Here is a 13,292-nt window from a genome sequence, read left to right as displayed (position 1 = left end):
CTATCAGTTTGTTTGACTAACGGCAAGTCCTAAAATAGTTTCCTTTGGCAAATAGCGACGAACAAATACAGGAAGATCCCAAGAAATATTTCTCCAAGAAATATCTTTTTATATCGATAGCCCTGAGTGTGGCTACGATGGGATTCCTTATTTATTATACCTATACGCCGGGGGTACTCAAACATTTGAGGATAAAACGATTGCCGGGCATTGTTCTGGCGGTCGTGGTTTCTTTTCTCAGGCTTTGGTTTGTGGCGGCCAAGGTTCGCTATCTTTCTGAAAAAAAACTGGGGTGGACTGCCTCTTTCAGGGTTATGCTCAGCTGGGATTTTACGTCATCCATAACACCTTCTACCATCGGAGGAGCTCCAATGGCTACCTATGCTCTGACCAAAGAAGGGTTTAAGCTGGGACAATCAACCGCAATCATACTGTATAGCGTATTGCTTGACCAGCTCTGGTTTGCTCTGGCAATCCCTATTCTGGTTGTTGCGGGTTTTTTTTACGAGGTGGTGCCCGACAATACCGGTATGGTGGGACACGCTTCTATGGTTCTTTTGTACATCGGACTCTTAAGCTATGCCGGCTTGATGGCATACGGCGTATTGAAAAATCCCAATGCCATTAAAAAAGTAGTGAGTGTGGTGTTCAAGCTTCCCTTTTTGCGGAAGTGGCAGGAAACAGTCAATGCCGAGGCCGATAATCTGGTCGAATATTCTCATGAACTGCGTAAAAAGCCTGCCAGCTTTTTGGTGAAAACCTTCCTTCTGTCAACGATGTCCTGGTTGTGTCGTATTGCATTGCCGACCATCGTGGTACTGAGCTTGCTGCCCGCCGATGTTATATTGTCTGTTCTGCGCAGCCTGGCCATGAACCTGGCCTTCCTGATCATGCCTACGCCCGGTGGCAGTGGTGGGGTGGAGGGACTCTTTGCTATTTTTCAGGGGCCGCTTATCGACCGTAAAGCATTTATCGGCCTGGCGGTATTTGCCTGGCGCATAATAAGTTATTATATCACCGTGGGTCTCGGCATGATGGCGACAACCTGGTATATTAATCGTTCTGTTGTTGACAATTACGAGGATCTGCCTGAGGAAGCGGTTGAAAGTGACCTTCCATCATCCAAATCGGTATAACTATGGCAAAAGATCGAATGCAGTATGTCTGTGATGAATGTGGGCATACAGCCACTAAATGGCTGGGAAACTGCCCGAATTGCGGGAGCTGGCATACCTTCAAGGAGTTTAAAGTGGAGCGGAAGCCGGCTTCCGAGAAAGAGCACAAGGGCAAGGTAGAGGGACTCGAAGAGTCGCCGCCGCCTCAGAAGCTGGAAGATATTGCCTCGCATGCGAAAGACCGGTTTATGAGCCATATTCAGGAGCTGGACCGGGTGCTGGGCGGCGGATTTGTATCGGGCTCGTTCGTCCTCATAGGGGGTGATCCCGGTATCGGGAAAAGTACGCTTACCCTGCAGATCGGAAAGGCCAACCCGGAGCTTAGAATATTGTACTGCGCCGGAGAGGAATCGGCTGGACAGATCCGCCAGCGTGCCAAACGCCTGGGGGTGGATTCGGCTAATTTTTATGTCTATACCGATACAAATATCGACAACGTTCTAAAGGAGGCCCGTAAAATGAATCCCGACCTCCTGATTGTGGATTCTATTCAAACGGTGTACCGCACTGAGCTTACGAGCATGGCGGGGAGCATTCAACAGGTCAAGGAGTGTGCCGCACTGCTGCAGCAGCTGGCCAAGAAGCAGGACATTACCACGCTTGTTATCGGACACGTTACCAAGGAGGGCAGTATCGCAGGTCCCCGGGTACTCGAGCATATGGTCGATACTGTGCTGCAGTTTGAGGGGGACAGCAATTACAACTATCGCATGCTGCGGAGCCTGAAAAATCGATTTGGTCCCGCCCAGGAAGTCGGTGTTTTCGAAATGAAGGAATCGGGTTTGGTCGATGTGCTCAATCCCTCGCAGCTGTTTTTATCGGACTACGACAGCAGCGTCAGCGGTAACGCTGTTATCTGTTCCATAGAGGGATCGCGTTCCCTGCTGGTAGAGGTACAGGCCCTGACGACTCCCAGCAATTACGGCACGCCCCAGCGCACGGCCAATGGTTTTGACCACCGGCGCCTGTCGCTTTTGTTGGCGGTTTTGGAAAAACGGGGCGGATACCAGTTTTCGGGGCAGGATGTGTACCTGAATATTGCGGGGGGACTGAAGGTAAACGATCCCGCGGCAGACCTGGGCGTGATTTGTGCGCTGGTATCGAGCCTGCTTGACAAGTCGATCAGCAGCAATATCGCCTTTTTGGGAGAAGTGGGATTGGGCGGGGAGATTCGTGCCGTTAACAAGGTGGACCAAAGGCTCGGGGAGATACAGAAACTCGGTTTTGAAAAAGCTCTCATTCCCTGCGCAAGTGCTCCCGAGCGGCGTTACGACCTGCAGCTCATGGAGGCATCCAATATGATGGAGGCCATAAAAAAGCCTTTCAGCAAAAGCTAAAAGGCCTTGTCGAAAAAATACTCTTTTTATTTGTACTGGTGGCGCTCTCGACGGCGTTGCTCACGAATACTTTTCTTCAGGGCCTCGCGACGTTCTTTCGAGGGCTTTGTATACTGCTGACGATCTTTGTATTCGTTTAAAATGCGCGAGCGAGCAACCAGTTTCTTGAAGCGGTTTACCGCTCGATCAATGCTCTCGTTATCTTTTACTTTAACTCCAACCATATATTATCTATTGTTTTGCTTTCAGTTCAGGGACGCGAAATATAAGGATCTTTTTATAAATGTGCATAACAGTAACAAAGAAAAATTGTGTATCATTTCATCCAAGCCGGCCGCCGGGGTTAAGTACGAGAGGACAAAGCAACGAATAATTCCGCGGCAAGCGGTAATAACATCCGGTATGAGGTTGCCCTGGAAGTAAAATCCGGGATGGCGCCGTTCCAGCAGAAAATGAACGTTGCAAAAAAAGTAACAGGCCCTAATCAATAGTAACACTCAGTCCCACCCCGAATTCAACACCAGAACCGTAGAACCGGGTGTTTTTTTCTCTGTCATACACCGGAATTTCCCGACCGGTTCCCGGGATTGTCTCCATTCTCTCGTTATGAAGGGTGGTCGTTTCACTTTCCAGGAAGCGGTATCCGGCTCTGGCGAACAATGACAACCTCTTTGCAAACAGCCATTCCCACTCCAGGTATGCAAAATATGTTTTATGCAGATTGTCCTCCTGAATACCTCCCTCTTTATACTCATTTTTATACTGATCCATCTTCAACCGGCCATTTGCAGCCCCCAGCTTTAACCGGTGTCTTTTGTATACGTCAAAAATAAACGCCAGCATAACTCCGTATGAAAAAGCGACGGAGGAATCGTATCCTCTGGTATAATACAGGCCCAATTCTACGGGCGCTTTATCAAAACTATACACGCTTAGCTTCAATCCGCTTGAAAAGGCATTGCTGTGCGTTGTATGATTGAGCCGGAAAGCCGGGGCTACCCGGGTGTTCGTACTTATCTTTAATGCATGTTGAGCGGAAGCGACTCCCGTTGTAAAACATAACAGGAGTGAACAAATTACATATCGCATGGGAGCTTGAAAATTATGTGAACACCTGCACATTACTGTCGGAGGTCTTCTGTACCGTAAATTGTGCATCTAAATGACCTGCAAACCCACTTTCGAATGAACTGTCGGTGCTTGGCAGACACAGAGATTCAACAAACAGTAACCACATATTGTTTATAGGATTAAAAGTTTAGCTGAACGTTGAAGAGTAATGTGTTTCCGTACTTATTATCATTAGTATTCAAGGGGATATTGATTTCCGGATTGGCTACCAAGTAGAATGAATCCGACAGTTCGAGAGACACATCAAAACCGAATTGAGGACCAACTACAAATCCATCAAAACCCTGACGTAAATTTGCGGAACTGTAAGGAGCCGTATAGTTGCCGTACCCTAAAAACACTCCACCATTGGGAAGCAGAGAAATAGAACCTGATAACGGAAGTTTTCGGTACAGCGAAGAAGAGATTATCCCGGATGTCAAAGATGGATCCGAAATATCATTATATGCTTCCGTATTGAATATAATAGCTTGATAAAAAGAAAGCTCTGACCGCAGTAAGTATTGTTCAAAAAGAGAATTCGTACGGCCAAGAATGACTCCAAGATTAAGCAGGGTTGTTTTAGGGTTTGGGTTGTTATCAAATTTATACTCATTGGAGAGAAACTCAGTATGAATAGTTAAGTCATACCTTTCGTTGAAACGGTAGCCTACTGCAGGACCGATAAGCTGAGCATCTTCAAAAACACCACCGCGCAGGTACAGCGATTTTACAACGGGGGTAAATAAGCCCGAGTCGCTTTTGTAGGTGGTTTGGGCATGGGAGTTTAATGACAAGCCAACCAGTAAACAGAGGGAAAGAACAGTAGCCGTTTTCTTCATGTGATAAATAATCATATTTAATAAACAGGATAATTTTCCATAAAATAAAAAAAGTAACTCATTATAATAGTAGGAATCTGTTTTGCAATCAAAAAAGCCTTAAGGGAAAACGAATAAGAGGGTTTTGCAAAAGGTTTCTTTTACTCAATGTCGGTGTTACCGGCGGCAGAAATCCTCTCTATGGGTTTTATGCTTCGGTTGCAACTTCCTCCTGTCTTTAATCGTTAACAGTATTGTTTCTTTCAAAGTAAAAAAGCGGGCGGGGGAGAAATATCTCACTTGATTTTCTTTTATAAAAGTACGCTATGATGCGAAGGAAGGGTTCAGGAGAAACTCCTCCGGTATGCCTTCCTCGTCGACGCCCAGCCCGAACAGGGCATAATCGTACCTGGCGGGATCTTCGGGATCCAGCAGCCGCAGGGCTTCAGTGAGCTCCCCGACGGACCACCAGTCGTTATAGGTGCGGCAGAGCAGTCCCAGCGCCCGGGCCTGCCGGGCCACATGCACATCAAGGGGGATCATCAGTTCGGAGGGGGGCATAAAATTCATCACTCCCAGGTCAACCGGGCTTTTTTTGCGCAGAGCCCAGCGCAGGTACAGGTAGAGCCGCTTGCAGGAGCTCTTTTTATCGGCATTGGATATGTGCTTGTAGGTACGCCGTGGCGTGCCGGGCTGAAGGGCGAAAAAATCCTCATGAAAAACAGACATCAGCGGGCGGTCGTTGCCTTTGGCCTTTTTGTAACAAGCTTCCCAAAAATGCTCGAAAGAATCATGCTTGTGGAGAATGGACTGAAGTATTCTGGTCAGCCACTCCATATCCACCGGCTTGAAAGTACGGTGCTTGAATCCCCGGAAGCGTGCGGCATCTTTATCTGAAAAGCGGGTGATGAAGTCAGTGGGACGATGGTCCATTCGTTCCAGCAGGTCCCGCACTTTGCGGATCACTACGTCCCGTCGTCCCCATGCCATGATTGCCGCGAAAAAGCCGGCCAACAGCTGATCTTCCCTGTCGCTGAAAGCGTGCATGAAAAGAACCGGGTCGGAATCGATGTAAGCCGGGGTTTCAACGCGGTCCACCCATTCATCCAGAAACGGTTTGAGTTTTAAGACCTGCTCTTCGGAACGCTTCGCCAGTTCTTGAGGCATGATTTAGTTGAAATTATGAATTATTGACTATTTTATGTGAATTCAAAATAAAAGATTAAAGTAAAAACAGGCTGTTTCAAGATTCCTGGCTTGAAACAGCCTGAAAGTATGATGCTACCGCGTGGACGCTTATCACTGCAAAATATCTATTGTTTTGGTTTTTTTCTTATATCGTATTCACATGACTTATATTTATTTGGCATGGATTTGCAGCAGTCGGACGACCTGTACGGGACACTGGCGTCTGTTCTTGTCCTCCCAATGAATAAACGGCTTATATCTCCAATTCCTGCTGACCTTTGTTAAGGTTCATCAGCTTTTCGGTGAGCCTGCGATTGGCTTTGGGAAAGGGAACATCGGCCAGTTTTTCAATGGAAATCCACCTGACCTCCTGGCTGCTTTGAGGCCTGGGCGTGCCGCTTTGTAGCTCGCACAGGTAGGCGTGCATGGTAATCTTAAAATGCGAGTAGGCGTGATCGAGCTTCATGAACGGTTTGACGATGGAAACTTCGACGCCCAACTCCTCATGCAGTTCTCGCTTAACGGTCTCGGGAAGCTCTTCCCCGGGCTCTTGCTTGCCGCCCGGGAATTCCCACAGTCCCCCGAGCATGGCGTCATCGGGACGCAGGGCAATGAGCACCTTATCGTCACCCGGCTGTTTAATAATCCCGACGCCGATATGGTGGTGGGGACGTTTTTTCTTTTTGGATTTGTAGGGAATTTGATCCGTTTTCACTGTTTTGAAAGCAACGCAGCCTGGCTGCAGCGGGCATTCCCCGCATTCAGGATTTGAAGGCGTGCAGACGGTGGCTCCCAACTCCATGACCGCCTGGTTGAAATCACCGGGACGCTCATCGGGAATGAGTTCATCGGCATATTCCTGGATACTGTTTTTGGTTTTGGTCTCGCGCACATTCTCCTCAATCCCGTAATAGCGGCTGAGCACGCGGATGACATTGCCATCCACCACGGCGTATTTTTTTTGAAAGGCGATGCTCAGGACAGCGGAGGCGGTATAGGGACCCACGCCCTTTAGTTCGGTAATTTCGTCCCAGCTGTCGGGCACTTTTCCATCGAACTGGTCGACGACGAGTTTGGCGGCGGAATGAAGGTTTCGTGCGCGGCTATAGTAACCGAGTCCCTCCCAAACTTTGAGCACCTCCTGCTGATCAGCAGCTGCTAAATCATGAACGGTGGGGAAGTGATCGATAAACCGGTTGAAATAGGGGGTAGCCTGGTCAACACGGGTCTGCTGCAGCATGATTTCCGAGAGCCATATTTTATAAGGGTCCCCGCAGTCGCGCCAGGGCATGGGGCGCTTGTTTCGGTCGTACCAGCTGATCAAACGAGACTGAATTTCAGTGTTGTTCAATGGAATGAAAAAAGATTAATTTGAAATTAATTTTCGGGTTGTTCCTGTTTTATGTTATCAATGACGTTGATCGTGACATCCACCGAAGAGGCCGCTCCATACTGATCGGTTGCAATAACCCGGAAAGTATTCTCGCCCACCTGACGGGCTGTGGGAGTCCACTGTATTATTCCCGATGCTTCGTCAATGGTAGCTCCTTTAGGCAGGTTTACCCCCAGATACCGGATAAGGTTTTTGTTGATCCCGTCCGAGTCGACCGCGTTCAACGGCAGAGAAAAGGGTTCTCCGACGGGAATACTGACAGGTCGAACCGGTGTAAAGCGGGGGGGCGCATTGAACGAGCGTACATTGATGTTAAAACGGGCGCTCGAGCTGCGACCGTCGCTGGTAGAAGCGATAATTTCGACACGGTGCGAGCCCACATCATCGGAAGAGGGCTCCCAGTAAAAACTTTGTCCCCGCACTTCGGCGTCATGAATATCCGGAGACTGGTAGGTGAACCGGACATTCCCGGCCGATACCCCGCCGTCAATCCTGATCGGAAAGATCAGCGGTTTGGAGTGCGGGATGGTATAATTGGGAATTTCCCGGAGGGTAAAATCCCCTGCGGTATTTTGTGATGTACCGGAAGCGTCCCCTTTAGCAGCTGATGGCTCCGAAGCGTTTATTTTAGTGATTTGTCCGTATTCACTGATCCAAAGCTGACCCTTGGTAAGGGCAATATGGTTTCCGGCCTGTTCATCCCTCTTCCAGAGTTCAGGGCTGCGGCTTTTATAGGAGGTCCAGAGCCGGTCGGAGGTTCCTTTGATAACAAGCCAGTCGTCCCATGCCACGATATCCGTTATTCTTTCCCCCACATTTCCCAGTTCAGAAAGCTCACTATTGCCGCTGATCTCAAATATATTACCTTCGTCGTCTGAACCGTAGAGGGTCCCCCCGGTCAGGAACAGGTCCGTAAGGTTTTCCGGGAGCTCGAGGGAGCGGCTCAGAGAAACGGTGTCCTCATCCCGGTCAAGCTGAAAGAGTTGCTGGTTGCTGCTGAGCGCGAAAAGCCGATGAGCGGTGCCCGCCAGGCTGATGATTTCGGGTCCCTCCAGGTCGGGGGTAGTAACAAAGTCGATCCCGGAATCCACGGCTGACGGAGTTTCGAGCGACAAGGTACCGATGCCCCGGTTGCCCAGGGCAACATAGAGTTGTTGTCCCATTCGTTTGACATCGAGGGGACGGGCGGGAAGATCCGTGGAGGAATATACGCCAAGCACGGAAGTAGGTTCAAGTACCGTAAGCCGGGGACCCTCGCCAAACAGGTAGGCAAACCGGATATCGGCAATGACCCGGTTGCCACGGCGCTGCATGCCGGTAGATGAATATAACCACTGCAGCGAGTCGGACCGGGAACGAAAAACGGCCATTCCCTCGGTTTCAGAGAGTACATAAAAGTGAGCGGGAGAGCTGGCCATTGCGACGACCGATGGCACATTCATGACGAAGGAGTAATCTTTTTCCAGGCTAAGCTGTCCGTGCAGCGTAGGTGTAGTTGTCAGCAGTAAAAAAACGAGAGTAAAAAAGTTTCTGATATTGATATATCTCATAATGTCTTATAACCAGTGATGTCGTTGATACCAGTGAATAGTTCGTGATACGCCTTCCTCAAGGGTATATTGAGGAGTGTATCCCAGTTCTTTGCGGGCTTTTTCGCTGGAGCAGGTCCATTCCAGGATCATTTCCTTTGCCTTCTCGCTGTTAAGAACGGGATATATCCCGAAAAATGATGCCGTTTTTTCTACCAGACCGGCAATTTTTTTTACCAGACCGGGCTTCAGGTAGATCGGGATATTTTTTTTGCCCAGCACCCGGCTGGTCGTTTCCCGTATCTTGTTCCAGGTATGCGGGGTGCCGTCTGTCAAAAAATAGGTGTGGACGCCCGGTGTTGCCTGCCGGGCGGCTTTCAGGATGCCCTGAACGACATCTGCGACGTAAACCATCGAAATTTCCGGCTTTTCTCCGTCGCCGATGATGGGACAAATACGCTTGTCGACCATTTTAAAGAACGAGTAGATCTGATCTTCGCGCGGGCCGTATACGGCTGGGGGACGTAAAATGGTAATAGAAGTGTCGCCATGGGCAATTTCGTGGATGCGCCGTTCCATCTGTTTCTTGGATCGCCCGTACATGCTAACTGGTTTCAAGGGGTCTTCCTCGGTCACGGGCCGCCCATTGCTGGGACCTACTGCCGCCAGGGATGAAAGCACAATTATTTTGGGAACGCCCGCTTTTTGAGCCACCCGGATAATATTTTCCGTAGCCTCAACGTTGGCGTGCTCAAGCTCCCGGTAGGTCGGCGCCATCACGCGTCCCGCTATATGAAAAATAATATCCGTATCCCGAACAGCATCTCTCAGTGCGGAAAGCTCATCCAGGTCCCCCATAACAGCCGTGATGTTTTTACCCTTTAGCCATTTTCGGTTACTGCGGATGAGGCACCGTATCTCCGAATAGGCGCTGTGATCCAGCAGGGCATCCACCAGATGACTTCCAATAAAACCTGTGCCGCCGGTTACGAAGGCTTTCATCAAATTTTGTATATTTGGTGACTAAGTTAACTTTGTTAACCCAAATAAAACGGATGGGTTCAGCTGCAAAGATACAAATCTCAATGATGCATTGGAAAATTTATGAATGAGCTTCGTGTTGCCATATTTACCGGAAATTATAATCACATACAGGACGGGGTATCGCTCACTCTGAATCGGCTGGTGGCTTATTTAGAGTCGCAGAACGTCCCCGTCCTGGTCTTTGGTCCCACCGTGGATGATCCGGCCATCGATCATGAAGGAGAGTTTGTGCCGGTCCCTTCGGCCCCGATGCCCGGCCGGTCGGAGTACCGTGTTACGGTAGGCTTTCCGGAGTCGGCTCAGAAAAAGCTGCGGGCCTTCGAGCCCACACTTGTCCACCTGGCCACCCCCGACGTGCTCGGTTTCCGGGCGATGCGATGGGCTCAGGCGAATAATATTCAGATCGTAGCTTCCTATCACACGCATTTTACCAGCTACCTGAAATACTATAACCTGGGAATGCTGGAGATGCTGGGATGGAAATACCTGCAGTGGTTTTACAGCCAGTGCAAGCATATTTATGTGCCCTCGCCTTCCATGGCTACTGAATTAAACGAGGAGGGGATTGATGAAGGGATCCGGATCTGGGAGCGCGGGGTCAATACGGATGATTTTAATCCCAAACATCGTGACATGGATTGGCGCCGCTCCATAGGGTATGAAGATTCGGATACCATCGTAAGTTTTGTCTCACGACTGGTATGGGAGAAAAACCTCCAAACCTTCGTAGATACGATAAAAATATTGCAACAGGAGAATCCGGATATGAGAGCGATGGTGGTGGGGGACGGACCGGCTAAAAAAGAGCTGGAGCATATGCTGCCGGAAGCTCATTTTACCGGCTTTATTACCGGTGAAGAGCTCAGCCGGGCGTATGCGAGCAGCGACGTTTTTCTTTTTCCCTCAGAAACGGAAACATTTGGCAATGTTACACTCGAGGCGATGTCCAGTGGACTGCCTTGCGTGGTGGCGGATGCTACAGGAAGCCGGTCGCTGGTTGAGTCGGGTGTAAACGGCTACCTGGCTGCTCCCCGGGATACACAGGAATTTGCCCGGTGCGTTGCCAGGATTGCCGATAATGAAACGGTCTGGCAAGAGATGAGCAGGGCGGCGCGTCAAAAGGCCCTGGCATACTCCTGGGATAATGTGAACAGAAAGCTGCTTGAAAATTACCGGGAAGCATTACAAGAGCCGCGGCCTCAACTCAAATTTTAGGATCATAATTGTGCGCATATTATACGTATCACACAGCCATCCGCAGGAAGGCGACATACTCGACAATGTGGGGGGAATGCAGCGGGTAAGTCAGCAGTTGATTCGAGAGCTGGAGCAGAAAGAATCTGTCACTGTTTTTAAAGAGACCGTCAACGTATCCGGTAGAGGAAAAATCGTTGCCAAAGCAGCCCTTTTTTTATTCAGGCAACTGATGGAACTTCCGCATAAAGTACGGGAGAATGAGGCGGATATTGTCCTGTTTTCCTCTATGGTAACAGCCAGCCTGGCCTATTTTCTGAGGAGCCGTATTTCAGTGCCCTTGGTTACGATCAACCATGGGAGGGATGTAACGCTGCCGGTCGGGATCTACCAGTGGTTTATCCCCAAAATTTTTAAACGGCTTGACGGAGTGATTTCCGTTTCCCAGGCAACACGGGAAGAGTGTATCAAGCGGGGCATGGCTCCCGGCAAAGGGGTGGCCCTGCCTAACGGGTTTGACTTGAGCCGGCTCGGCCAGTTTCCCGGTAAGCAGGAATCGCGAAACCGGCTGCAGAAGAATTTTCGTATTCCGCTGGATGAAAAATTTATGCTTCTTACGGTGGGACGGAAAGTCGAACGGAAAGGACATGAGTGGTTTATCCGGGAGGTCATGCCCCGGCTCAGCGACCAGGTGGTCTACGTTACCGTAGGTGACGGACCCGAATACGACAGCATTAGCGAGGCCACCGGGGAGGTGCCGTATAGCAATCGCATTTTTTTGCTGGGACGCCAGCCTGATCAAGTCTTGAAACAGGCCTATGCGGCAGCCGACCTGTTCGTGATGCCGAACATTCCGGTTGAGGGGGATATGGAGGGTTTCGGCATTGTATTGTTGGAAGCGAATATGGCACGAACGCCGGCTGTTGCGGCCGATCTCGAGGGCATCAGGGATGTGATAACCCAGGGTAAAAACGGCTATCGCGTGCCCACCCTGGACGCCAAACAATTTGCAGATACGGTTCATGCTTTATTAAACGGGGGAGAACTGAAGGATTTATCCGAACAAGCGAGAAATCACGTACGAAAACAATTTAATTGGAACTATGTTGCTGATCAGTATGTAAAATACTTGCACGTTGTGGTCAACCGATCCCGATAAAATAACATAATATTATTCATAATTTGATTGATGAATAATATGGAAGTATATTTGCAACGATAAGCACTCATATAAAAGTCGAAAGCAGGAACGAATGGCTAATTCCAGGTCAGACCTCAAAACAAACGACATATTCACCAAAGCATACAATTTTACCAAAGCTGAGGAGATAAAATCAGAGGGTTTGTATCCTTACTTCAAGCCTTTACAGGCTACTGACGGGACTATAGTTCAGATTGACGGCCAGGATGTAATTATGGCCGGTTCGAACAATTACCTTGGCCTGACGAATGATCCCAGGGTTATAGAGGCGGCACGGGATGTCATCAAAGTATATGGGACGGGATGTACCGGATCCCGCTATCTGAATGGTACCCTTGACTTACATATTGAGCTGGAGGAAAAGCTGGCCGACTTTATGCGCAAAGACGCGTGTGTGCTCTTTAGTACCGGTTATCAAACCAATGAGGGAGCGATCCAAACCATTGCGGGCCGTAAGGATATTATTTTTTCGGATAAAGACAACCATGCCTGTATTGTTACCGGTACGCTTATCTCAAATGCTAAAACCATGCGTTTTCGACATAATGACATGGAGCAGCTTGAGAAATTGATGAAACGGGCGGATAAACAGGCGGGCAAGATTATTGTAAGCGACGGCGTATTCTCTATGTCCGGTACGATTGCCAAAGTACCCGAACTGGTTCGACTGAAAGAAAAATTTGGGGCCCGTCTTTACCTGGACGACGCCCATGCTATCGGAGTCATTGGCGAAGGGGGGCGCGGCTCCGCCTCGACTTTTGATATGATGGATGACATCGATTTGATCAGCGGAACATTTTCAAAGTCGTTTGCTTCGCTGGGAGGCTTTTTGGTGGGGGACAAGGAAGTGATCGAGTATATCCGGCATAATTCACCGGCTCATATTTTCAGCGCCTCCATGCCGCCGGCCAATGTCGCTACCGTTTTGAAGGCCCTTGAAATATTAAAAGAAGAAACCTGGCGGCTGGACCGGCTGAGAGAAATATCGGATTATATGCGCAGGGAGCTGCGGGCCATGGGATTTAATGTGTGGAACAGTGAAACCCCCATTATTCCTATTGTTATTGGTGAGATGGAAGAGTGCTTTAAATTCTGGAGAGAGCTGCTCGAATCGGGGGTTTATGTTAACGCCGTGGTACCCCCCGCGGTGCCCCAGGGTATGTCGCTGTTGCGGACCAGCTATATGGCCACACATACCAATGAACATCTTGATCGCATATTAGACGCTTTCCGTAAAGTGGGCATTAACCAGGGAATCATCGACCGGAATGGTCAGTCATTGCTGGAAACCCAATAGATC

The 13,292-nt window shown here is 49.3% G+C and carries 12 protein-coding genes; 5 read left to right on the top strand and 7 right to left on the bottom strand.

From position 1 onward, the window contains the following. Window positions 1-44: 44 nt before the first annotated feature. Together BUB16_RS05330 and radA are read left to right on the top strand one after the other, a co-directional pair. Window positions 45-1,136, top strand: coding sequence for a lysylphosphatidylglycerol synthase transmembrane domain-containing protein (locus BUB16_RS05330; protein WP_244545643.1), 1,092 nt, complete (start codon window positions 45-47; stop codon window positions 1,134-1,136). Between the two features lie 2 nt (window positions 1,137-1,138). After that, window positions 1,139-2,512 (top strand): DNA repair protein RadA, encoded by a 1,374-nt coding sequence (gene radA / locus BUB16_RS05325; protein ID WP_073060333.1) that lies wholly within the window; start codon window positions 1,139-1,141, stop codon window positions 2,510-2,512. A gap of 26 nt (window positions 2,513-2,538) precedes the next feature. On the opposite strand, the gene rpsU is transcribed toward radA, so the two are convergent. From rpsU to BUB16_RS05290, 7 genes are all read right to left on the bottom strand, one after another. Beyond that, the gene (gene rpsU, locus BUB16_RS05320) at window positions 2,539-2,736 is read right to left on the bottom strand and encodes a 30S ribosomal protein S21 (RefSeq protein WP_073060331.1); all 198 of its coding nucleotides are present in this window, start codon (window positions 2,734-2,736) and stop codon (window positions 2,539-2,541) included. Between the two features lie 256 nt (window positions 2,737-2,992). Beyond that, window positions 2,993-3,601 carry a hypothetical protein gene (locus BUB16_RS05315; protein WP_073060327.1) on the bottom strand — a complete coding sequence of 203 codons (609 nt, stop codon included), beginning with the start codon at window positions 3,599-3,601 and terminating at the stop codon, window positions 2,993-2,995. Window positions 3,602-3,762: 161 nt separating this feature from the next. Continuing rightward, window positions 3,763-4,464: a hypothetical protein gene (locus tag BUB16_RS05310; RefSeq protein ID WP_139240196.1), complete on the bottom strand. Its 702-nt coding sequence runs from the start codon at window positions 4,462-4,464 to the stop codon at window positions 3,763-3,765. Window positions 4,465-4,767: 303 nt separating this feature from the next. After that, complete coding sequence (locus BUB16_RS05305; protein WP_073060321.1) at window positions 4,768-5,610, bottom strand: TIGR02757 family protein; 843 nt, start codon at window positions 5,608-5,610, stop codon at window positions 4,768-4,770. Between the two features lie 274 nt (window positions 5,611-5,884). Then, on the bottom strand, window positions 5,885-6,982 hold the full coding sequence (gene mutY, locus BUB16_RS05300; protein WP_244545642.1) for an A/G-specific adenine glycosylase: 1,098 nt from the start codon (window positions 6,980-6,982) through the stop codon (window positions 5,885-5,887). 26 nt (window positions 6,983-7,008) lie between these two features. Beyond that, a complete protein-coding gene (locus BUB16_RS05295; protein ID WP_073060315.1) occupies window positions 7,009-8,574 on the bottom strand; it encodes a putative Ig domain-containing protein in 1,566 nt (521 codons plus the stop codon). A 6-nt stretch (window positions 8,575-8,580) separates the two neighbouring features. Then, window positions 8,581-9,555 carry an NAD-dependent epimerase/dehydratase family protein gene (locus BUB16_RS05290; protein WP_073060312.1) on the bottom strand — a complete coding sequence of 325 codons (975 nt, stop codon included), beginning with the start codon at window positions 9,553-9,555 and terminating at the stop codon, window positions 8,581-8,583. A 102-nt stretch (window positions 9,556-9,657) separates the two neighbouring features. On the opposite strand from BUB16_RS05290, the gene BUB16_RS05285 reads away from it, so the two are divergent. The 3 genes from BUB16_RS05285 to BUB16_RS05275 all read left to right on the top strand — a co-directional run bounded on the left by BUB16_RS05285 (window position 9,658) and on the right by BUB16_RS05275 (window position 13,289). Beyond that, window positions 9,658-10,812 carry a glycosyltransferase family 4 protein gene (locus BUB16_RS05285; protein WP_073060309.1) on the top strand — a complete coding sequence of 385 codons (1,155 nt, stop codon included), beginning with the start codon at window positions 9,658-9,660 and terminating at the stop codon, window positions 10,810-10,812. 10 nt (window positions 10,813-10,822) lie between these two features. Next, entirely contained in the window at window positions 10,823-11,950 is a 1,128-nt protein-coding gene (locus BUB16_RS05280) for a glycosyltransferase family 4 protein (protein WP_244545641.1), read from the top strand. A gap of 94 nt (window positions 11,951-12,044) precedes the next feature. Further along, window positions 12,045-13,289 carry an aminotransferase class I/II-fold pyridoxal phosphate-dependent enzyme gene (locus BUB16_RS05275; protein WP_073060307.1) on the top strand — a complete coding sequence of 415 codons (1,245 nt, stop codon included), beginning with the start codon at window positions 12,045-12,047 and terminating at the stop codon, window positions 13,287-13,289. The last annotated feature ends 3 nt before the right edge of the window (window positions 13,290-13,292 follow it).

The sequence above is a fragment of the Fodinibius roseus genome, assembly GCF_900129315.1.
Classification (GTDB): domain Bacteria; phylum Bacteroidota; class Rhodothermia; order Balneolales; family Balneolaceae; genus Fodinibius; species Fodinibius roseus.
Note: the sequence above shows the minus strand (reverse complement) of the source record. Positions and strands in the feature narration are given on the sequence as shown.

What these genes read in the sequence shown, in the direction of transcription:
- BUB16_RS05310 (WP_139240196.1), bottom strand. Translation starts at nt 4,464, where the DNA reads ATGAAGAAAACGGCTACTGTTCTTTCCCTCTGTTTACTGGTTGGCTTG.
- BUB16_RS05275 (WP_073060307.1), top strand. Translation starts at nt 12,045, where the DNA reads ATGGCTAATTCCAGGTCAGACCTCAAAACAAACGACATATTCACCAAA.
- BUB16_RS05305 (WP_073060321.1), bottom strand. Translation starts at nt 5,610, where the DNA reads ATGCCTCAAGAACTGGCGAAGCGTTCCGAAGAGCAGGTCTTAAAACTC.
- BUB16_RS05315 (WP_073060327.1), bottom strand. Translation starts at nt 3,601, where the DNA reads ATGCGATATGTAATTTGTTCACTCCTGTTATGTTTTACAACGGGAGTC.
- BUB16_RS05290 (WP_073060312.1), bottom strand. Translation starts at nt 9,555, where the DNA reads ATGAAAGCCTTCGTAACCGGCGGCACAGGTTTTATTGGAAGTCATCTG.
- radA (WP_073060333.1), top strand. Translation starts at nt 1,139, where the DNA reads ATGGCAAAAGATCGAATGCAGTATGTCTGTGATGAATGTGGGCATACA.
- BUB16_RS05285 (WP_073060309.1), top strand. Translation starts at nt 9,658, where the DNA reads ATGAATGAGCTTCGTGTTGCCATATTTACCGGAAATTATAATCACATA.
- rpsU (WP_073060331.1), bottom strand. Translation starts at nt 2,736, where the DNA reads ATGGTTGGAGTTAAAGTAAAAGATAACGAGAGCATTGATCGAGCGGTA.
- BUB16_RS05295 (WP_073060315.1), bottom strand. Translation starts at nt 8,574, where the DNA reads ATGAGATATATCAATATCAGAAACTTTTTTACTCTCGTTTTTTTACTG.